This is a genomic window from Halomonas sp. A40-4, assembly GCF_015767635.1.
Lineage (GTDB): Bacteria > Pseudomonadota > Gammaproteobacteria > Pseudomonadales > Halomonadaceae > Vreelandella > Vreelandella janggokensis.
In genome coordinates, this window is the sequence record NZ_CP065230.1 from 507,163 (window position 1) to 528,365 (window position 21,203).

Annotated in this window: 20 protein-coding genes; 13 read left to right on the forward strand and 7 right to left on the reverse strand. The window is 58.1% G+C overall.

Annotated features, from left to right (window positions below; genetic code table 11):
* Positions 1-75: 75 nt before the first annotated feature.
* The 7 genes from IT895_RS02475 to map form a co-directional block, all read right to left on the reverse strand.
* On the reverse strand, positions 76-462 hold the full coding sequence (locus IT895_RS02475) for a hypothetical protein (protein WP_176243655.1): 387 nt from the start codon (positions 460-462) through the stop codon (positions 76-78).
* Complete coding sequence (gene dapE, locus IT895_RS02480; RefSeq protein ID WP_085918332.1) at positions 462-1,634, reverse strand: succinyl-diaminopimelate desuccinylase; 1,173 nt, start codon at positions 1,632-1,634, stop codon at positions 462-464. Before dapE ends, IT895_RS02475 begins: the two co-directional genes overlap by 1 nt.
* A complete protein-coding gene (gene dapD / locus IT895_RS02485; protein ID WP_085918333.1) occupies positions 1,621-2,646 on the reverse strand; it encodes a 2,3,4,5-tetrahydropyridine-2,6-dicarboxylate N-succinyltransferase in 1,026 nt (341 codons plus the stop codon). The genes dapE and dapD overlap by 14 nt, the downstream gene beginning before the upstream one ends.
* Positions 2,647-2,676: 30 nt before the next feature.
* On the reverse strand, positions 2,677-3,015 hold the full coding sequence (locus IT895_RS02490) for a Spx/MgsR family RNA polymerase-binding regulatory protein (RefSeq protein WP_085918334.1): 339 nt from the start codon (positions 3,013-3,015) through the stop codon (positions 2,677-2,679).
* A 41-nt stretch (positions 3,016-3,056) separates the two neighbouring features.
* Entirely contained in the window at positions 3,057-4,253 is a 1,197-nt protein-coding gene (dapC, locus tag IT895_RS02495; protein ID WP_199285389.1) for a succinyldiaminopimelate transaminase, read from the reverse strand.
* A gap of 112 nt (positions 4,254-4,365) precedes the next feature.
* A complete protein-coding gene (locus tag IT895_RS02500) occupies positions 4,366-7,041 on the reverse strand; it encodes a [protein-PII] uridylyltransferase (protein WP_085918336.1) in 2,676 nt (891 codons plus the stop codon).
* Entirely contained in the window at positions 7,041-7,832 is a 792-nt protein-coding gene (gene map, locus IT895_RS02505) for a type I methionyl aminopeptidase (protein WP_199284591.1), read from the reverse strand. Before map ends, IT895_RS02500 begins: the two co-directional genes overlap by 1 nt.
* A 351-nt stretch (positions 7,833-8,183) precedes the next feature.
* On the opposite strand from map, the gene rpsB reads away from it, so the two are divergent.
* The 13 genes from rpsB (at position 8,184) to lpxA (ending at position 21,200) form a co-directional block, all read left to right on the forward strand.
* Positions 8,184-8,939 (forward strand): 30S ribosomal protein S2, encoded by a 756-nt coding sequence (rpsB, locus tag IT895_RS02510; RefSeq protein ID WP_085918338.1) that lies wholly within the window; start codon positions 8,184-8,186, stop codon positions 8,937-8,939.
* A 223-nt stretch (positions 8,940-9,162) separates the two neighbouring features.
* Positions 9,163-10,032 (forward strand): translation elongation factor Ts, encoded by an 870-nt coding sequence (tsf, locus tag IT895_RS02515; RefSeq protein WP_085918339.1) that lies wholly within the window; start codon positions 9,163-9,165, stop codon positions 10,030-10,032.
* Between the two features lie 123 nt (positions 10,033-10,155).
* Positions 10,156-10,944 (forward strand): UMP kinase, encoded by a 789-nt coding sequence (gene pyrH, locus IT895_RS02520; RefSeq protein WP_085918340.1) that lies wholly within the window; start codon positions 10,156-10,158, stop codon positions 10,942-10,944.
* A complete protein-coding gene (gene frr / locus IT895_RS02525) occupies positions 10,937-11,494 on the forward strand; it encodes a ribosome recycling factor (RefSeq protein ID WP_085918341.1) in 558 nt (185 codons plus the stop codon). Before pyrH ends, frr begins: the two co-directional genes overlap by 8 nt.
* 90 nt (positions 11,495-11,584) lie before the next feature.
* The gene (gene uppS, locus IT895_RS02530) at positions 11,585-12,376 is read left to right on the forward strand and encodes a polyprenyl diphosphate synthase (protein ID WP_085918342.1); all 792 of its coding nucleotides are present in this window, start codon (positions 11,585-11,587) and stop codon (positions 12,374-12,376) included.
* The gene (locus IT895_RS02535) at positions 12,369-13,175 is read left to right on the forward strand and encodes a phosphatidate cytidylyltransferase (RefSeq protein ID WP_199284592.1); all 807 of its coding nucleotides are present in this window, start codon (positions 12,369-12,371) and stop codon (positions 13,173-13,175) included. The genes uppS and IT895_RS02535 overlap by 8 nt, the downstream gene beginning before the upstream one ends.
* Positions 13,172-14,368, forward strand: coding sequence for a 1-deoxy-D-xylulose-5-phosphate reductoisomerase (gene ispC / locus IT895_RS02540; protein WP_199284593.1), 1,197 nt, complete (start codon positions 13,172-13,174; stop codon positions 14,366-14,368). The genes IT895_RS02535 and ispC overlap by 4 nt, the downstream gene beginning before the upstream one ends.
* A 37-nt stretch (positions 14,369-14,405) precedes the next feature.
* A complete protein-coding gene (rseP, locus tag IT895_RS02545; protein WP_085918345.1) occupies positions 14,406-15,764 on the forward strand; it encodes a sigma E protease regulator RseP in 1,359 nt (452 codons plus the stop codon).
* Positions 15,765-15,864: 100 nt separating this feature from the next.
* Positions 15,865-18,207 carry an outer membrane protein assembly factor BamA gene (gene bamA, locus IT895_RS02550; protein WP_442786527.1) on the forward strand — a complete coding sequence of 781 codons (2,343 nt, stop codon included), beginning with the start codon at positions 15,865-15,867 and terminating at the stop codon, positions 18,205-18,207.
* Between the two features lie 53 nt (positions 18,208-18,260).
* Positions 18,261-18,767, forward strand: coding sequence for an OmpH family outer membrane protein (locus tag IT895_RS02555; RefSeq protein ID WP_085918346.1), 507 nt, complete (start codon positions 18,261-18,263; stop codon positions 18,765-18,767).
* A gap of 54 nt (positions 18,768-18,821) precedes the next feature.
* Positions 18,822-19,862 carry a UDP-3-O-(3-hydroxymyristoyl)glucosamine N-acyltransferase gene (lpxD, locus tag IT895_RS02560; RefSeq protein ID WP_199284594.1) on the forward strand — a complete coding sequence of 347 codons (1,041 nt, stop codon included), beginning with the start codon at positions 18,822-18,824 and terminating at the stop codon, positions 19,860-19,862.
* A 130-nt stretch (positions 19,863-19,992) separates the two neighbouring features.
* Complete coding sequence (gene fabZ, locus IT895_RS02565; RefSeq protein WP_085918348.1) at positions 19,993-20,436, forward strand: 3-hydroxyacyl-ACP dehydratase FabZ; 444 nt, start codon at positions 19,993-19,995, stop codon at positions 20,434-20,436.
* A complete protein-coding gene (lpxA, locus tag IT895_RS02570; RefSeq protein ID WP_199284595.1) occupies positions 20,433-21,200 on the forward strand; it encodes an acyl-ACP--UDP-N-acetylglucosamine O-acyltransferase in 768 nt (255 codons plus the stop codon). The genes fabZ and lpxA overlap by 4 nt, the downstream gene beginning before the upstream one ends.
* The last annotated feature ends 3 nt before the right edge of the window (positions 21,201-21,203 follow it).

The following is a 21,203-nucleotide window of genomic DNA, read 5'->3' on the forward strand; positions in this document are numbered from 1 at the left end:
ATCAGCCAGGGTGTTATTGGCTAGCATGATCTCTTGACCCCGCCTCGGCGGGGTCAAGTTCTTTAGGTTGATCGGTTAGCGACCTGAATCGGGCCATTGTATGGGCCCTTCGCGGCCGTCGGGTAGCACCTGCCAAAAACGATCGGGGTCATCACCGGGATGCCAGCCGCCCAGCGAGCAGCGAATTTCGGTCTGCAAGGCTTCAGCCGCGTGCTGTGCGGCTTCCTGGTCGGTCTGCCAGGGGCTATGGCTGCTGTCCAGCCATAGGCTGGCAAAGCCGTCGGCGGCTTTTTCCACCAATAACACGGGGACGACGTGCCCCTGGTAGCTGCCCTGAGTGCGCCATTTGCCTTTACCTGCCGATGCAAGCGGCGGTGCCTCCAGAGCGTCGGCGAGCCATTCGTTTAGCGCCGGATGGACGACATCGGCAAGGTAAATCTCAATATCCGGGTAAGATTCCATTATGCGCGTACCTTGTCGGCGATGAACAGCGCTTGCAGGGTGGCTTCGTAGATCCGGCTTAAGTCGTCCAGGTCGTTTGCACGCACGCGTTCATCGATCTTGTGGATCGTGTCGTTGAGCGGCCCCAGTTCGACCACCTGGGCGCCCAGGGTGGCGATAAAACGTCCATCCGAGGTGCCCCCGCTGGTGGATAGCGCGGGACGCTCGCCAGTGATGGCTTCAACGCCGCGCATGGTGGCATCGACCAGCTCGCCTTCGGCGGTCAAGAACGGCTCGCCGTTGAGCATCCAGTCAATGTGGTACTCAAGGCCGTGCTGATCCAGGATCGCTTCGCTGCGTGCCTTGAGGGTTTCATGGGTGACTTCCGTTGAGTAGCGGAAGTTGAAGACGACTTCGACCTCACCGGGAATCACGTTGGTGGCGCCCGTCCCCGCACGAAAGTTGGAAACCTGAAAGCTGGTAGCCGGGAAAAAATCATTGCCCGCATCCCAGTGTTCGTTGACGAGTGCATCCAGCGCAGGCATTGCCTGGTGGATCGGGTTGCACGCCAGGTGCGGGTAAGCCACGTGGCCCTGCACCCCTTTTATATGCAGCACGCCTCCCAGAGAGCCGCGTCGGCCGTTTTTGATCGCATCCCCCAGGCGTGACGTGGAGGAAGGCTCACCGACGATGCAGTAGTCGAGGCGTTCATTGCGCTCGCGCAAATGCTCGACCACCGCGCGAGTACCGTCGACGGCGGGGCCCTCTTCATCGGAGGTGATCAGAAAAGCAATACGGCCATCGTGATCGGGGTGCGCGGTCACAAACCGCTCGACAGCCGTGAGCATTGCCGCGAGGCTGCCTTTCATGTCGGAAGCACCACGCCCGCACAGCATGCCCTCGTCGTTGATGCAGGGAGTGAAGGGGGGATACTCCCAATTGGTATGAGGCCCGCTGGGCACCACATCGGTGTGGCCAGCAAAAGCCAGCACCGGGCCATGATGGCCGCGCACGGCCCAGAAATTCTTTACATCGCCAAACGGCAGTTGCTCGATATGAAAGCCGAGCGCCACGAGGCGCTCGATCATCAGGTCCTGGCAGCCCTCGTCATCTGGCGTCACCGATGCCCGGCTGAGCAGGTCAAACGCCAGCTGCAGCGTCGGTGATAAACCTTCTGGCTCAGTTATGGGCATGCAGCGCCTCGTTGAGTGCGATGGCGCTTTTATTGGTCAGGCACTCAATACGGCCGCTTTGTGAGTGACGGCGCAGCAACAGATCGTCCTGGCCTGCCAGCTCGCGTGCGGCGACGGTGTTGACCTCCTGGCCCTGATCATCCAGCAGCGTCACTTTCGCCCCTGCGGTAATGTACAGGCCCGCTTCGACAGTGCAGCGGTCGCCAAGCGGAATGCCGATGCCCGCGTTGGCGCCGATCAGGCAGCCCTCGCCAACTTTGATTACCATATTGCCGCCGCCGGAAAGCGTGCCCATGGTGGAGCAACCGCCGCCCAGGTCGGAGCCCTTGCCCACCATGACCCCTGCCGCAATACGTCCCTCGACCATGCCGGGACCTTCGGTGCCCGCGTTGAAGTTGACGAAGCCTTCGTGCATGACCGTTGTGCCTTCGCCCAGATAGGCGCCCAGACGGACCCGAGCGGTGTCGCCAATGCGGATGCCTTGGGGAACGACGTAGTCGGTCATCTTGGGGAATTTGTCGACGCAGTCCACCGACAGTGCACGGCCTGCCAGGCGTGCCTTGAGGCGGCGGGCGGCAAGCTCTTCAATGTCGATCGGGCCTTCGTTGGTCCAGGCAATGTTGCGCAGCAGACCGAACATGCCGGTCAGATCCAGTCCGTGGGGTTTTACCAGGCGATGGGAGAGCAGGTGCAGCTTGAGGTAGACCTCAGGTGCGGTTTGCGGCGGCTGGTCGGTTTCCAGGAACATGGCGACCAGGGGGCGCTGGCTGGACGCGAAAGATTCAGCAAGCTCCGCCTGTTCGGGATGGCCCGCTTCCTGAAGGGCCTTGGCCAGGCGCGTGCAGTCTTCCGGCAGGAAGCTGATGGCCGCATTACCCTGGGGCGCGTCGACAACGTCCTTGGCAGCACTCACCAGGCTTTCCGGTGGGTTGATCAGCGGTGCCGGGTAGTAGATTTCCAGCCAGTCGCCCTGGGTATTTTGGGTGCCGATTCCAAGCGCAAAGCTCAGCATAACTGCGTTCCTTTAGGTCAGTGTTTCGTCTTAAAGTTTGTCGTAGTCGCCATCTTTGTAGCCGACCAGGATGGTTTCGTCGTCGACTTCCAGTAGAGGGCGCTTTAACAATGTGGGGTGTTTCAAGAGCAGCTCGCGGCCCGAGTTGGCATCAAAATCTTTTTCTTCATCCGATAGCTCGCGCCAGGTTTTGCTTTGCTTGTTGATCGCCTTGACCAACGGGACGCGGTGCAGGATATGCTCCAGCAGTGGTGCTGACAGACCGTCCTTGCGCAGGTCGTAGGTTTTAAAGGGAATGCCCTTTTCGTCCAGTGCCTTGGCCGCTTTGCGGCAGGTGTCGCAGTTGCTGATGATATAAAGCGTTAGCATGTATGACCTCCTACAATGTCGTCATGCCGTCAACGTTTGCGTTAGCCGCGCTCGATAAGTTGGCGTAGCCGCTCGGCGGCTTCAAGCGTGGGGGCAAGCTCTGCCACCAATGCCAAGCGTAGTCGACCACTTCCTGGATTACGGCCTTCGCGCCCGGGACGGCCCATCAAACTACCGGGCAGCACGCTGACATGCTGCTCGACAAATAGCCGCTGGGTAAAAGCGATATCGTCGCCACCAGGCACGGCGGGCCACAGGTAAAAACTCGCCTCGGGCGTGGGGAAATCCATTACCGGGGCGAGTAGCTCTGTCACGGCGCCAAACTTTTCACGATAAGCCTCGCGATTGGCGAATACGTGGTTTTCATCCTGCCAGGCGGCAATGGAAGCGTGCTGCATGGGCAGTGACATGGCGCAGCCGTGGTAGGTGCGATAGCGCTTGAAGGGCATTATCAGGTCAGCATCGCCTGCGATAAACCCTGAACGTAGCCCTGGCAAATTGGAGCGCTTGGAGAGCGAGTGAAACACCACGCAGCGCCGATAATCATCGCGGCCCAGCTCGGCGCAGGCTTGCAGGAGCCCAGGCGGCGGTGCAGCTTCGTCGAGGTAGAGCTCCGAGTAACACTCATCGGAGGCAATGATGAAATCGTGTTCATCAGCGAGCGCAATCAGTTGCTTGAAGTCGGCGAGGGGCGTGACCGCGCCGGTGGGGTTACCCGGCGAGCAGATAAAGACGATTTGCACATCACGCCAGGTGTCGGCGCTTACGGCGGAGAAATCCGGACGAAAGCCGTTGTCGGCGGTGCAGTCGAGATACAGTGGTTCCCCGCCGGCAAGCAGAGCGGCGCCTTCATAGATCTGGTAGAAGGGATTGGGCACCGCCACTTTGGACGGGCGGCTCCGGTCAAGGGCGGCTTGAACGAAGGCAAAAATGGCTTCGCGCGTGCCGTTGACCGGCAGGACCTGACGCTCGATATCGAGGTCTGCTAGCGCGAAACGCTGGCAGGCCCAGGCGGCAATAGTCTCGCGCAGGGCGGGCAGCCCGTTGGTGGCTGGGTAACGGGCCATCTCAGCCTGATGCGCCACCAGTGCGGCCAGTGCCCCAGGGTAGGGCGCATGCTGGGGTTCGCCGATAGTCAGCGGGATGTGCGCAAGCGATTCGGGCGGGGTCAGGTCCGCCTTGAGCGCCGCGAGCTTTTCGAACGGATACGGATGCAGGGCGTCGAGATCAGGGTTCATGAGTATCCAGAACGCCGTGCTGGCGTCGTTGTAGGCGTAGTGTCGCGAAAAGTAGCCGACGATTATAGGCAAGCCCCGCTGTCGGCTCAAATCCACCGGGGCGATAAGACAATTAAACCCCCAGCACCTCAATCAGGCGTTCACGCAGCTGTTGTTGGCGGTCCGGATCGGTCAGCGGCTCGCCAGCCTTGGTGGTGATAAAGAACACGTCTTCAACGCGTTCACCCAGGGTGGCGATTTTCGCCGCGGAGAGCGCAATGTCCTGCTCCATGAAGATGCGCCCGACGCGGGCCAGAAGCCCCGGCCGGTCAGGGGCGCTGAGCTCCAGCAGTGTGCGGTCGTTGGCGGGATCCTGTTCGATCAGCACCTCGGTGGCGACCCGGAAGTGCTTGAGCTGGCGTGGCGTGTGCCGCGTGACGATGTCGGGATAGTCGTCGGGATCGTCGAGTTCTTCCACCAGGTGCTGGCGCATTTCTTCGATACGCGCTGAGTCGCGGATTGGCTGGCCCTGATTGTCCAGCACGATGAAGGTATTGAGTGTCCAGTCGTTGTTGGACGTCGCGATACGTGCGTCGTGGATCGACAGTCCCAGCTGTTCCATGGCGGCGGCAGTGGCGGCGAACAGGTCGTCCACCGAGCGGGTGTGGATGAACACCTTGGTGCCCCCTTCGGCCATGTCAGCCGTGGGCGCGCTGATTAATACCAGCGGCAACGGCGATGGTTGATGGGCAAGAATTCCCTGGGTCTGCCAGACGATTTCGCTGGGCGCGTACTGCAGGAAATAGTCTTCGCCCAGCGATTCCCATAACCGGTCGATATCGGTTTCATCAACGCCAATCGTTTGCAGTAGTGAACGGGCTTCGGTGCGCGTTTCGCGTACCCAGTCGTCGCGGTCGGGCGGGTTGTTCAGCCCGCGCCGCAGGGCGCGCTTGGTTTCGGCATGCAACTGGCGCAACAGCGACGCCCGCCAGCCGTTCCATAGCGTCGGATTGGTCGCATTGATGTCCGCAACGGTCAGCACATAAAGATAGTCCAGCCGCGTCTCGTTGCGCACTTCCATGGCAAAATCGCGAATCACATCCGGGTCGCTGATGTCGCGCTTTTGCGCGGTCATGGACATCAGTAGATGGTGCTCGACCAACCAGCTGACCAGGTTGGTGTCGTGTTGTGGCACATGATGGCGCTGGCAGAACTGTTCGACGTCCCGGGCGCCGATTTCCGAGTGATCACCACCGCGTCCCTTGCCGATATCGTGAAACAGGCCAGCGATCCAGAGCAGGTCCAGCTTGGGTAACTGCTGCATCAGGGTGGCGGCGACCGGGAAATCGTCCTTGGCCTCCGGCTTGCGGAAGCCGTGCAGGAACTTGAGTAGCCGCAGCGTGTGAGCATCCACGGTATAAATATGAAACAGGTCATGCTGCATCAGACCCACCGCGCGGCCAAATTCGGGCAGGTACTTGCCCAGAATGCCGTAGCGGTTCATGCGCCGCAGTTGGCGTGGAACATTGCCAGGCGCGCGCATGATGGCCATGAAAAGCCGTTGGTGGCGAGGGTCTTCGCGGTAGTGATCGTCGATCTGGTGGCGATGGTCGCGGATCAGGCGGATGGTGTCGGCGCGGACGCCTTCTATTTCAGGGTGCTTGGCCATCAGCAAAAACAGCTCCAGCATGGCCGAAGGCTGTTCCCGGAACAGGTTGCGCGAACGCACCTGAATATAACCGCCCTTGGTTTCAAAACGTTCGTTGAGCTTGACCGTCTCCAGTGCTTCCTTGCCGCGCAGGATGACTTCATCGAAGTGCTGCAGCAGCATGTCGTTAAGCCCGGCCAGGGCGGTTACGTGCCGATAATAGCGTTTCATGAACTGCTCGACCGCCAGGCCTTCGGGGGTGTCGCGAAAGCCGAACATCTCGGCAATGGTGCGCTGATGGTCAAACAGCAGGCGGTCTTCGGCACGGTCGGTGAGCATGTGCAGGGCGTAGCGGACCTGCCACAGAAACGCCTGCCCCTGGCTCAAGATGCGCAGTTCGGCATCGTTCATGAAGCCGTTGGCGACGATATCAGCGTACTGCTCGGTTCCGAAATGGCGCTTGGCGACCCAGCCGATCATCTGGATATCGCGCAGCCCACCGGGCGAGCTTTTGAGGTTCGGTTCGAGATGGTACTCGGAGTTGTTGTAACGGTAGTGACGGGCAATCTGCTCCTGCCACTTGGCTTCGAAAAAGCGGTCGGCCGGCCATACATGCTCGGCGCTGAGCCGTTCGCGCATCTTGTGGCGTAGCGACTCAGGGCCGGCAACCAGACGGGACTCAAGCAGGTTGGTGATCACCGTGACATCGGCGGCCGCTTCGCGCTCGCAGTCGTTGAGCGAGCGCACGCTATGGCCGATTTCCAGACCGATGTCCCACAAGAAAGTGATGAAGGCGGTCAGCGGCTCCCGGTAGGGACTGTCGTCGTCGTGTTCCAGCAACAACAGCAGGTCGATGTCCGAATGCGGGTGCAGTTCACCGCGCCCGTAGCCGCCCACGGCCACAAGGGCAACGCCGTCGTCGGGCCAGGCATGCTGTTCCCAGGCGATAGCCAGCAGTTGATCCAGATACCACGCGCGGCCCCGGACCAGATCGCGGATATCGGCGCCGGCGCGAAAGCGTTCGTCCAGGCGCGTCTGGATTTCACCAAGCGCTGCCTTGAACGGCGCGATGGGGGAGCGTGACCCCGCAAGCTCGGTGCGGAACAACTCAAGATCGAACAGCGTGGTGTCGGGTTCGAACCGGTAGTGGTGTAAAAGCATCAATGATTCAAGAAGCTGAAGTCTTCGTCGCCGCGTGCGGTCAGCACGTCAACGCCGGTGTCGGTGACCAGCAGGGTGTGCTCCCATTGCGCCGACAGGCTGCGGTCCTTGGTGATTGCCGTCCAGCCGTCGCGTAACACCTTGGTTTTGTAGCCCCCGACATTGATCATGGGCTCGATGGTGAAACACATGCCCGCTTCCAGGCTGATGTCAGCGCTGGGTGCATAGCCATCGTAATGCAGGAACTGGGGGTCTTCGTGAAATTCAGCGCCGATGCCGTGACCGCAAAAGTCGCGAACAACCGAGTAGCCATTGGCTTCAGCGTGTTTCTGAATCACGCGGGCGAGTTCAGAAAGGCGCACACCGGGTTTGACCTGCTCAATACTTTTATACAGGCATTCCTGGGTAATGCGGCACAGGCGCTCGCCCTGGATGGTCTCGCCGACCACGAACATCACGCTGGAATCGCCGTGGTAGCCAGCGGCTGTGCGCACGGTGATATCCAGGTTCATGATGTCGCCGTTCTTGAGCTTTTTGGCGTCGTCGGGAATCCCGTGGCAGACCACATGGTTGATCGAGGTGCAGGTCGCCTTGGGGAAGCCGTGGTAATTGAGTGGCGCAGGCGTCGACCCCAGCTCGTTGACGATGTACTCGTGGCACAGGCGGTCGATTTCACCGGTGCTGATGCCCGCCTGGACGTGAGGGGTGATCATCTCGATGACGCTGGCTGCCTGGCGTCCAGCTTCGCGCATGTTGTCGATTTCAGAAGGCGTTTTAATGGGAGCGTTCATGGATTCTCGATGTTGACTCAGAATGGCAAGTTGAGCGGCAATAAAAGGCCCGCTGAACGGATGACGGCTTCATCTTAACGATGATCTATGGTATAAAGCCGCGCGCTTTCCTGCAATCGTCATCCGCTGCAAGCTTTCTGCTGTCGGGGACGATGGAGCATCAAAGCGTTATCACGGCATCGCAGGTTTCGTCGCTTACGGGCGGTTGAACGATGCGGTATTGAACAGCAAGCCTTGAAAACACACATGCACCGGCACATGGTCCCGGGTGCCGCTGGCAGCGTCTGACGATGCCAATGGTCGGATCCATGGGGTGCGTGGAGGCCTAACCCGAGTTTCAGGAGTTTTACCATGTCTCACGTCAATATGCGTGACCTGCTTAAAGCAGGCGCTCACTTCGGTCACCAGACCAAGTACTGGAATCCGAAGATGAGCAAATTCATCTTCGGCGCGCGCAACAAGATTCACATCATCAACCTCGAGCATACACTGCCGGCGCTGAACGAAGCGATCGACGTGGTCGAGAAGATGGCGGCATCCAACAACAAGATTTTGTTTGTTGGCACCAAGCGCAGCGCCAGCAAGATCATTAAGGAAGAAGCCAACCGCGTAAGCCAGCCGTTCGTCAACCATCGCTGGTTGGGCGGCATGCTGACCAACTTCAAGACCATTCGCGTGTCCATCAAGCGTCTGCGCGAACTTGAAGCGATGCACGAAGACGGCACGTTCGAGAAGTTGACCAAGAAAGAAGTTCTGATGGCAACCCGCGAGCAGGACAAGCTCGAGCGCTCCGTAGGCGGTATCAAGAACATGGGCGGCCTTCCGGACGCACTGTTCGTGATTGACGTTGACCACGAGCGTATCGCGATCAACGAAGCCAACAAGCTGGGTATACCGGTCATCGGCGTGGTGGATACCAACTCCAACCCCGATGGTGTGGACTACGTGATTCCGGGCAACGATGATTCCATCCGCGCTATCCAGATTTACGTAAAAGCGATTGCCGATGCCTGCGCGCGTTCCAAGGAAGGTCGCCCCGACGAGTTCGTCGAAGTGACTGACACCGAAGAAGCCGCTGACGCCGACAGCAGCGCTGCCGCCGAGTAAACCGGTGGTCGATGCGGCGTCGTCACGGGTGCCGCATCATGTTAAGAGGGGGCCTGAGCCCCCTTTTTCCCGCTTTGGGTTAAGGCTTGGAGTGGGCAGTCTTGGGCCGACATCAATGTTGGCAGCGCCATGCAGAGTGAGATCATTCGGTCATGAACCGTTGCGACACTCGGCAAGGCGTTTAACTAACTCTCAGCTAGAACCATTTCAGAGGTGAAATCTCATGGCCGCTATCAGCGCCTCTCAGGTTAAAGATCTTCGCGAACGCACCGGCTTGGGCATGATGGAGTGTAAAAAAGCACTCACCGAAGCGGGTGGCGACATCGACGTTGCCATCGAGAACCTGCGTAAAAGCTCCGGCTTGAAAGCCGCAAAAAAAGCCGGCCGCACCGCTGCGGAAGGCGCCGTTGTAACCCGCGTTGCCGACGATGGCAGCTACGGCGTTATGGTGGAAATCAACTCCGAAACCGATTTTGTGGCTCGCGATGACAACTTCATCGACTTCACCAACAAAATTGCTGACGCCTTCTTTGCCGCGAAAAGCGAAGACGTTGCCGCCGTGATGGACGGTGAGCTGGAAACCGCTCGTGAGCAGTTGGTGCAGAAAATCGGCGAAAACATTGGCGTGCGCCGTGCCGTTGTTGTCGACGCTGTTGACGGTGGCGTGGTCGGTGAATATGTTCACGGTGGCCGTATTGGTGTGCTGACCGTCCTTAAAGGCGGCAATGCCCAGGTGGCGAAAGACGTGGCGATGCACGTTGCCGCCATCAACCCGTCGGTTGCGCATCCGGAGAACATGCCTCAGGAAGAGCTGGACGCCGAAAAAGCGATTATCCTTGCTCAGCCTGATATGGCCGGTAAACCGGAACAGATCGCTGAAAAAATGGTGCAAGGTCGCTTGAAGAAGTACCTGGCAGAAAACAGCCTGACCGAGCAGCCGTTTGTGAAAGACCAGAACCAGACGGTGGCTGAGTATGTCAAAGCGGCAGGCGGTGAAGTGATTGGCTTTACCCGCTTTGGCGTAGGCGAAGGCATCGAGAAAGAAGAAGTCGACTTCGCGAAAGAAGTTATGGAACAGGCTGGCCGTCGCTAAGGTCTGATGTTCCAGCTGTAGGTTGGCGTGCGCGCGAGCGCACGCCTTCGCGTATCCGGCCCCTGCATAATACAAGGGGTGATGCCGCTTGTCGGCGCCAAGGTCTGCCCTAGGAGAATTGCCATGTCGCGTGATGTTCAAGAACCGCTTACCTCCCTGTCTAGCAAATCGAAAACCGACGGTTCCAAGTCGAAATACAAACGTATTTTGCTCAAGCTGTCGGGTGAAGCGCTGATGGGAGAGCATGATTTTGGCATTGACCCGAAGGTGCTGGATCGAATGGCACTGGAAATTGGCCAGCTAGTGGGTATTGGCGTTCAAGTGGGTATCGTCATCGGTGGTGGCAATTTGTTTCGCGGTGCGGCGCTGAATGAAGCCGGTATGGATCGCGTCACCGGTGATCATATGGGCATGCTGGCAACGGTGATGAATGCCCTGGCGATGCGTGATGCGCTGGAACGTTCCAATATTCGCTCGCGAGTGATGTCGGCGATCCCCATGAGCGGGGTGGTCGAGCACTATGATCGGCGTACGGCGATTCGCTATTTGACGTCCGGTGACGTGGTGTTGTTTTCAGCCGGGACCGGCAACCCTTTCTTTACCACTGACTCGGCTGCTTGCCTGCGGGGTATTGAGGTCGATGTCGATGTGGTGATCAAAGCGACCAAGGTCGACGGTGTCTACGATAAAGACCCGGTGAAGCACCCCGACGCCGTCAAATATGAACAACTCACCTACGATGATGCGCTTGATCAAAAGCTCGGCGTCATGGATTTGACCGCTATCTGCCTGGTACGTGACCATGACATGCCAGTGCGGGTGTTTGATATGAACAAGCCTGGTGCCCTGCTAAATTTAGTAGTTGGGGGCAGGGAAGGTACGCTGATAGACAGAGGTTATCCACGTGATTAATGACATTCAGAAAGATGCCGCGGCGCGCATGAAAAAAAGTGTCGAGGCACTGCACAGCAACTTTAACAAGATTCGTACCGGGCGTGCCCATCCGAGCATTCTGGATGCGGTGACCGTGGAATACTACGGTAGTCAGGTGCCGCTGAACCAAGTGGCCTCGGTCAACGTTGAAGACGCGCGTACACTGACGATCTCCCCCTGGGAGCAGAGCATGGTGCAGAAAATCGAAAAGGCCATCATGACCGCCGATCTGGGTCTCAACCCGGCCAGTGCGGGCAACGTGATTCGCGTGCCGATGCCGATGCTCACCGAAGAGACGCGCAAGGGCTATATCAAGCAGGCTCGCAGCGAGGCAGAGCACGCCCGTGTTGCGGTGCGCAACGTACGCCGCGATGCCAACGGTGATTTCAAGTCATTGCTAAAAGATAAAGAAATTACCGAAGACGATCAACGTGAAGGCGAAGATGCGATTCAAAAGCTGACCGACAAGTATATCGCTGAGATCGACCAGGCACTTGCTGCGAAAGAGCACGACCTGATGCAGGTGTAAGAAGCGGATGTTCACGCCGCGGGCAGCAGGGCTGCCCGCTCAGCCATCTTTGAGTGGCTTTTCTATGATTGATCTTTGGTGCAAGCATTCATGACGTCACCGCAGCTCCCCGGACAACGACCGGACGATGCCAACGCGATGGAGGTGGAGCAGGATTCGTTGCCGTCCCATGTGGCGATTATTATGGACGGTAATAATCGCTGGGCGCGTGCGCGAGGTCTGTCAGGCGCGCGCGGGCATCGCGCAGGCGTAGAGGCCGTCAGGGCGGTTATTCAGCGTGCCGCCGAGCGTGGGGTGCAAACGCTTAGCCTGTTCGCTTTCTCGAGCGAGAACTGGAAGCGGCCAGCAACGGAAGTCAATGCGCTGATGGAGCTTTTTCTGATGGCCCTCAAGCGAGAGGTCAAGAAGCTGCATGAGCGTAATATCCGCCTGTCGATTATCGGCGAGCAGCGTGGTTTTTCCCATGCGATTCAGAAGCATATTCAGCGTGCCGAATCGTTGACCGCCAACAATACCGGTATGCATCTGGTGATTGCCGCGAATTATGGCGGCCAATGGGATATTGCTCAGGCGGCCCGCCGACTGGCTGAACAGGCGGTTGCAGGGGAGATTTCCCCATCCGCTATCGACGAAGTCCAGGTGGACCAGGCGATGGGTGAGGGGGCTTATGTTCCACCTATCGACTTGTGTATTCGAACCAGCGGTGAACAACGGCTTTCGAATTTCATGCTCTGGCAACTGGCTTACGCCGAGCTGCACTTTTCGCCGTTACTCTGGCCCGATTTCCATGCCCAGGCCTTTGATGATGCCCTGGCTGATTTCTGTCGCCGGCAGCGTCGCTTCGGCATGACCGACGAGCAGTTAGAGGCCCAGGGTGCTTAAGCAACGAGTGATAACCGCGGTCTGGCTAGCACCTGTGGTGCTGGTCGGCCTGTTCGGTCTGCAGGGTGAAAGCTATGCCCTTTTCACGGCCTTCGTCATGCTGCTGGGTGCATGGGAGTGGACCAATCTCGCCGGCGTGACTCAACCGTTGAGGCGTGCCGCACTGGTCGCCGGTTGTGCCGTCCTGATGCTGGTGATGTGGATCAGTGGCGCCACCCATGCCCAATGGCCGCTATGGCTTGCCGCGGCAGGCTGGCTTCTCAATCTGGTATGGGTCACCCGCTACCCAGGTCTGGCGGCACAGTGGCATTCTACTCCAGGCCGTCTATTGATGGGGCTTTGGGTGCTGTTGCCGTGTTGGGTAGGGTTCAATATTCTGCGCGAGACCGGGGCCGTGTGGCTGCTGTTCGTACTGCTGCTTGTCTGGTCGGCGGATATTGGCGCTTACTTCGCGGGGCGCCGATGGGGAAAGCGCAAGCTGGCACCCCGGGTCAGCCCCGGTAAATCGTGGGAAGGCGTGATGGGCGGTATGGCGGCCACGGCCCTTTTGGCGATTGGATTCGCGTTCACGCTGTCGCTGGGATTGGCCGAAGGTGTGGCCCTGGTGGCGGTTACGCTGCTGGTCACGTTAATCTCTGTGTTGGGCGATTTACTGGAGAGCATGCTCAAGCGCTACCGCGACGTGAAAGATTCAAGCCAGCTGCTGCCGGGACATGGCGGCGTGCTGGACCGCATTGACAGCCTGACGGCGGCGATTCCGCTGTTTGCGCTGCTCTATCTACAGGTGCTGGGCCTATGACCTCGATAACCACACGGCGTGTAACGGTGCTGGGCTCCACCGGCTCCATCGGTACCAGTACGCTCGATGTCATCGCCCGTCACCCTGATCGTTATCAGGTGCATGCGTTAACCGCACATACCTCAAAAGAAACGCTGCTCAGCCAGTGCCTTCGCTTTCGCCCTACCGTTGCGGTACTTGCCAATGAGGCGGATGCTCGTTGGCTGCGCGCTGAGTTGCGCCGGGCAAGCCAATCCACCGAGGTCATGGTGGGGCCGGAAGCGCTATGCGATGTGGCTCGTGATGCCAGTGTCGATATTGTCATGGCAGCGATTGTTGGTGCGGCAGGCTTGTTGCCCTCGCTTGCGGCGGCAGAAGCGGGTAAGCGGGTGCTACTGGCCAATAAGGAAGCGTTGGTGATGAGTGGAGCGCTCTTCATGAAGGCGGTCGCTCGCTCCGGGGCCACGCTATTACCCATTGATTCCGAACATAATGCGATCTATCAGTGTCTACCTCCAGAGCATCGTGGAGGCCTTTCGCGCCACGGTGTATCGCAATTGCTGCTGACGGCCTCAGGTGGGCCTTTCCGGACCTGGAGTGAGGCGGCAATTGCTCAGGTCACGCCCGAACAGGCCTGTGCGCATCCCAACTGGTCGATGGGGCGTAAGATATCGGTGGACAGCGCCACCTTGATGAATAAAGGGCTGGAGCTGATTGAGGCCTGCTGGCTGTTTGATGCCCGCCCTGACCAAATTCAGGTTGTCGTGCACCCGCAAAGTGTCATTCATTCGATGGCGGCTTATCAGGACGGCTCCGTGCTTGCGCAGTTGGGCAATCCCGATATGCGTACCCCCATCGCGTATGGACTGGCGTGGCCAGACAGAATCGAGGCGGGCGTTGAAGCGCTGGACCTTTTTCAGGTGGCGCGGCTCGATTTTGAAACAGCGGATGAAGCGCGCTTTCCGTGCCTGCCACTGGCCCGCGAAGCGATGCGCAGTGGTGGTTTGGCGCCTGTCGTGCTTAATGCCGCCAATGAAGTGGCGGTCGAAGCTTTCTTGAATCACCGATTGGGTTTTCTGGGCATCGGTCAGCTGGTCGAAGAGGCGTTGTCCTCGCCTATCGATGGGTCTGCCGATTGCCTTGAGAGTATTTTATGGGCCGATCAACGCGCACGTCAGCGTGCAGCTGGATGGCTGGCACGTTGGTCCGCCTAGTCTTAGCCCGGCTGAGGCGCATATCGAGGAGTACCCTGTGGGCCTGATACAAAACATTTTAGCGGTGATCGTGGTATTGGGGCTGCTGGTGACCTTCCACGAATTTGGTCACTTTTGGGTGGCGCGTCGCTGCGGGGTCAAAGTACTGCGCTTTTCGGTTGGGTTTGGCAAGCCTCTGTGGTCGCGGGTTGACCGCCACGGTACCGAGTTTGCGATTGCCGCCATCCCGCTTGGCGGGTACGTCAAGATGCTCGACGAACGCGAGGCACCGGTACCTGACGAACAGCTCGATCAGGCATTTAACCGTAAAAGTGTCTGGCAGCGTATTGCAGTAGTGGCGGCGGGGCCTGTTGCCAACTTCCTGCTGGCGATTGTCGCCTATTGGGCGTTGTTTGTGGCGGGCACAACCGCCGTTGCGCCGATGGTCGGGGAAACCGTGCCGAACTCCCCTGCCGCCGAAGCGGGGCTGGCCCACGGGGACGAGATTACCGCGATTCAGGGTGAAGCCGTCAGCAACTGGGAGGCGGTCAACCTGAAACTGGTGTCGATGATCGGCTTCACTGGAGAGCTAACCATTGAAGCTCGGCCTCAGGGTGAGAGCAACGCGGTGGCTTACCAACTTTCGCTACGCGATTACATGACCCGTCAGGATCCGCCGCAACCACTGGAAACACTGGGTTTGACCCCCTGGCAGCCCGATGTCCCGGCCACGCTTGGCCAGGTAATTGAGGGCGAGGCGGCCGCCGAGGCGGGTTTACAGGTGGGTGACCGCATTATCGCGGTGGATGAACAGCCCATTGCGGACTGGATGGATTTCGTCAACGTCATCCGTGGTAGCCCCGATGAGGCATTGACGGTTGCCGTTGAACGAGACGGCCAACGGCTAACCACCACTTTGACCCCCAGTCGCAACAGTCTGGAGACCGGCGTTGAAATTGGGTACATTGGTGCGGGTGCCGAGCCTGTCGAATGGCCTGAAGAGTATCAGCGCGAGATACGCTATGGCCCATTGGAAGCTGTAGGGCAGTCACTGTCGCGCACAGCAGACATGACATTGTTGACCGTTGATGCCATTCGCAAGATGCTGGTAGGGCTGATATCGCCGTCCAATCTGTCTGGTCCTGTGACAATTGCCCAGATTTCAGGGGATTCCGCACGGGCGGGGCTGGAAGCATTTGTCAGCTTTCTGGCGTATCTTTCCATCAGCCTCGGGGTATTGAACTTGCTGCCTATCCCTGTGCTGGATGGGGGGCATCTGCTTTATTATTTTCTGGAGATCGTGCGCGGGCGGCCGGTCTCCGAGCAAACCCAAGCCATCGGCTTACGTATCGGGCTTGCCATGGTGGGCACCCTGATGCTGATGGCTCTGTACTTTGATCTGATGCGCCTTTGGTAACGACGCGTGTAGTGCCTAGGATGCCTTGTCATCTGCCTGCACAAATGTATATGGTGCCTGTTTGAATGCATAGGCAGACCAACGCGAGCGAAATGACTGCATGAAAATCAAGACCTTTGGAATGGCGGTACTCTTGCTGGCGGGCGCCAGCGGTGCCCAGGCACAATCCTTTGATGTTTCGGACATTCGTGTGGAAGGACTGCAGCGGGTTTCCGCCGCCTCGGTCTTTAATGCGTTTCCTGTCAGCGCCAATGACCAGGTGAGCGAAAGCGAACTGGCAGCGGCGGCGCGGCAACTTTTCGAAACCGGGTTGTTTGAAGACGTATCGCTCGCCCGGGAAGGCGATGTGCTCGTGATACAGGTTGTCGAGCGCCCCACCATTACCCAGTTGAACATCAGCGGTAACGAGCAAATTTCGGAAGATGACCTGCGGCGTGGGCTGACGGAAGCAGGTCTGGCGGAAGGCGAGGTGCTTCAACTCTCGACGCTCGAGGAAATGGAGCGTGAGCTGGAAGGTGTTTACCAATCCCAGGGCCGTTATAGTGCAGGTATCGACACTGAGGTCGAGGAAATCGATGAAGGGCGCGTGCGTGTCAATATCAATATCAACGAAGGCGAAGTCGCCAAGATCCGCCAGATAAACATCGTCGGCAACGAGGCTTTCGACGATGAAACGCTGCTGGATCTTTTCGAGCTCGAAGATCGCCCTGGCTTCTGGTTTGGCTGGTTTTCCAGCGATGAGTACTCCCGTGAAGCGTTGTCAGGCGATATCGAACGTCTGCGGTCTTATTACCTGGATCGCGGCTATGTCAACTTCGACGTGACCTCTACACAAGTATCGATCGGGGCCGACAAGTCAGAGATATTCATAACGCTCAATGTCAACGAAGGCCAACAGTACCGCGTCGGCGATGTGAGTTTCAGAGGTGACCTGGAAATCAGGGAGCAGGAGGCTCGGGACCTACTCACCATTGAGCGTGGCGAGATATTCTCGCGTCAGGACCTCAATGCCTCGACCGAGGCGCTACGTCAACGCCTTGGCGCAGAAGGTTTTGCCTTTGCTGATGTTCAGGGCGTGCCTGAGGTGGCCGGTGACGGTGAGACGGTCGATCTGGTGATTAACGTCGATCCGGGACAGCGTGCCTATGTACGACGTATCGAGTTTGTCGGTAATACGACCACCGATGATGAAGTGTTGCGCCGGGAAATGATCCAGATGGAAGGCGCTCCTGCTTCCACGGAGTCGATTACCCAGTCACGTCAACGCCTCGAGCGATTAGGCTTTTTCAGTCAGGTTGAAGTCGATACCGAGCGGGTCCCGGGCGAGCCCGACAAGCTGGACGTCACCTACAACGTTGAAGAGCAACCGTCGGGCTCTGTGTCAGCCAGCGTCGGCTTTTCGCAAAGCGCTGGGGTGATATACGGGGCGTCGCTGTCGCAGAATAATTTCCTGGGTACCGGTAACCGAGTCAACATTGGCGCTCAGCGGAGTGACACCTTCACCAGCGTGAACTTCGGTTTCACCGACCCTTACTGGACGCTTGACGGTATTTCACGAGGCTATAACGTCTTCTACCGTGAAACCGACTACGAAGATTCCGATATCTCGACCTACTCCACGGATGCGTATGGTGCCGGTATCAACTTCGGCTATCCGGTCAGTGAGCTATCGCGGCTGAACTTTGGCGCCAGCGCCGAAGACTTAACGGTAAAAACCTACTTTGATACCGCCTCTGAAATTCGTCGTTATGTTCAGGATGAGGGAAAGGATGCGCAAACCCTGAAGCTGAACGCCAACTGGACGCGCAATAACCTTAATCGCGGTATCATGCCCACGGCGGGAAGCTACCAGCGTGTCGCCATCGAAACCGGTGCACCTGGCAGCGACACGCAATACTACAAAGCCAGTGCCCGAGCACAGCAGTTATTCGCGCTCAACGATGCATGGTCGTTGAAATTTACCGGTGATCTTGGCTACGCCGATACGATAGGCGATGACCCGTATCCGTTCTACGAAAACTTCTACGCCGGGGGTCTGGGGTCCGTGCGCGGGTTTACCTCCAACACCCTCGGGCAGCGGACGACGCCGGCGCGAGAAGGTGGGCGAGATCGTACCCTGGGCGGTAACGTGCTCGTCGAAGGTAGTGCCGAAATTATTTTCCCGCTTCCGTTTGTGGAAAATCAGAACTCTTTGCAGACATCGCTGTTCTTAGATGCGGGTAATACGTTTCTGTCATCCTGCTATGACGTGCTCGATGAAGATGCCAGCCGCCAACGCTGTAATTCAGGGGTTGATCTTGGCGATCTACGCTACAGCGCCGGGGTGGGGCTATCTTGGCTGACGCCGGTAGGTCCGTTGACCTTTGCGGTGGCTGAGCCTCTCAATGAAGAGAGTGGCGATGACACCCAGTTCTTCCAGTTCTCGTTAGGCCAGTCATTCTAACGTGTTGAGATGCGCCGTCAGGCGCATCCGTTTTACAAAAAGGAGTTATGACCATGCTTAAGCTCACTAGGGTCGTTTGTCTATTGGGTGCCATGGTGTTATCTGCTCAGGCTCAGGCAGACGAAGTGGCTGTTCTTGACTGGCGTGCGGCATTGATGAACAGCGATTCCGCTCAATCATCGATCAGCCGACTGGAAAGCGAGATTGGTAACCAGCAGCGTGAAGCTGAAAGCCTGGGCAGCGAATTGCAGGGCTTACAGGAACGCTTGCAGACCGAGGGCGAGACGATGTCCGAGGCACAACGCGAGTCGCTGATTGCTGAATTGCAGGAAAAAGGTCGTCGATTTGAGCAGTTACGCCAGCAAATTGGTCAGGCGCAGCAACGCTCAGAGCAACAGTTTCTTGAGGGCGCCGAAGCCAAACTGGAACAGGCGGTTGAACAAGTGATTGATCGACATGGTATTGAAGTCTTGGTTGAGCCCCAAGGCGTGCTGCATTCATCCAGAGATTTACCCAACGTGACGGATGAAGTCACGCAGATTTTTAACTCGCTCAACTAAAATACCCATAATGCTCGGTGCGGCTCAGCCGCACCAAAGGTTCCTTGGCCGCCCATGACCCACGCTTCTCACGACCTGACCCTTGCGGATATTGCCCGCCATTTGAATGTTACCTTCGAGGGTGACGGGAGCCAGCCCATCAGAGGCTTGGCGACGCTTAAAGACGCCCAGGCAGATCAGGTGGCTTTTCTGGCTAATCGCGCCTACCTGAAAGATCTGGCCATGACGCAGGCAGGGGCGGTTCTGCTCCACCCTGAGCATGGCAAAAGCTGCCCGGTGCCACGCCTGGAAATCGATAATCCATATTTGGGTTATGCCACACTCTCCCAGCTTTTTGACCCGTTACCTGCCCGTGATGTGCCGGGAATACACCCAAGTGCGGTTGTTGCTGAAAGCGTTTTGCTCGGGGATGGCGTCAGTGTGCAGGCCAATGCGGTCATCGAGGAAGGGGTGGTGCTGGGTGACGACGTGGTCATTGGTGCGGGCAGTCTGGTGGGCGCCGACAGTATTATCGGCGAGGGGACGCGTTTACATGCCAACGTCACCGTGTGTCATGGCGTCGTGATAGGCAAGCGTGTCATCCTGCAGAGCGGCTGTGTGATTGGCGGAGATGGGTTTGGCTTTGCCCACGATGGCGGCAAGTGGCACAAGATTGCTCAATTGGGCGGTGTGGTGCTCGGCGATGACGTCGAGGTCGGTAGTTGCTCAAGCATCGACCGGGGGGCGCTGGGCAATACCGTGATCGGTAATGATGTGAAGATCGACAGCCAAGTGCAGATTGCCCATAACGTCACGGTCGGCGATCACAGCGCACTAGCTGGCTGCGTGGGTATCGCCGGTTCAACCCATGTGGGGCGGCACTGCATGCTGGGTGGAGGCGTTGGCCTTTCAGGCCACCTGACGATCTGCGATGGTGTCCAGGTGACCGGAATGAGTCTGGTGACCAACTCTATCCACGAGCCCGGCGTTTATTCTTCCGGCACCGGCGCCATGGGCAATGCCCAATGGCGAAAAAATGCCGTGCGTTTCAAACAGCTTGATGAGATTGCCAAGCGTTTGTCTCGTTTGGAAAAAAATCATCGCGGCCAATCGTGACTGTGTGAATATGGCAGTGGGCCGGTTGAGGCTCATCCGCAGCGCGTTATAATCCACTGCCTTTTGATCGGCCTGTGTGCCGATGTTTGCCTGATGTACCAGGTGTTTTGTCTTTTTAGAGGTCGCTACGATGGTTATGGATATTAACGAAATTCGCGAGTACTTGCCGCACCGCTACCCGTTTTTGCTGGTTGACCGGGTAACGCAGTTGACCAAGGGCGAATCCATCGTTGCGTATAAAAACGTCAGCATTAACGAGCCGTTTTTTAACGGTCATTTTCCCCACCATCCCATCATGCCGGGTGTCCTGGTGATAGAAGCGTTGGCTCAGGCCTGCGGTATTCTAGGGTTTAAAACGGTTAACAAACTTCCCGCCGATGGCTATGTGTATTACCTGGTGGGTAGTGATAAGGTACGTTTCAAGCGCCCGGTAATGCCTGGCGACCAGATGATGCTCGAAGCCGATGTTATCCGTGGCAAACGGGGCATCTGGAAATTCGCCTGCCGTGCAACGGTGGATGGTGAACTGGCCTGCGAAGCAGAGATTATTTGTGCTGAGAGGAAAGTAGCTTGATACATCCTACCGCCCTTGTTGACCCCGCCGCGCAGCTTGCTGACGACGTTGAGGTTGGCCCTTTTAGTGTGATTGGCCCGGATGTCACCATTGGTGCGGGGTCGGTTGTCGGTCCCCATGTGGTGATCAAGGGACCGACTAGCCTCGGTGAGCGCACGCGCATTTTCCAGTTTGCCTCTGTGGGCGAGGATTGTCAGGATAAAAAGTACGCAGGCGAGCCAACGCGCCTGGTGATGGGTGATGATAACGTCATTCGCGAAGGTGCCACGCTGCACCGCGGCACGATTCAGGACCGTGGTGAAACTACCATCGGGTCGCGCAACCTGATCATGGCGTATGTGCATGTGGGCCACGATTGCGTGATTGGCGATGACTGTATTCTGGCCAACCAGGTCACATTGGCCGGTCACGTGACAGTCGGCAATTTTGCCATTCTGGGCGGATTGGCGGCGATCCATCAGTTTTGCTATTTCGGCGACCATGCCATGGCAGGCGGGGGCTCAATCATCACCAAGGATACGCCCGCGTATGTGATGATCAACGGCAATCCTGCTGAAGCCCGCGGTCTCAACCTTGTGGGTTTGAAACGACGTGGTTTCAGCAGCGAAGCCATCAACGCCCTGAGTGCTTCCTACAAATTGGTGTACCGGCAAGGCTTGACCGTTGAGCAGGCACTTGCCGAAATGCGTAGCCGCTTCCCAATTCCTGAAGTGTCCCACTTCGCTGATTCCATTGAGCGTTCAACACGCGGCATTACCCGCTAACCG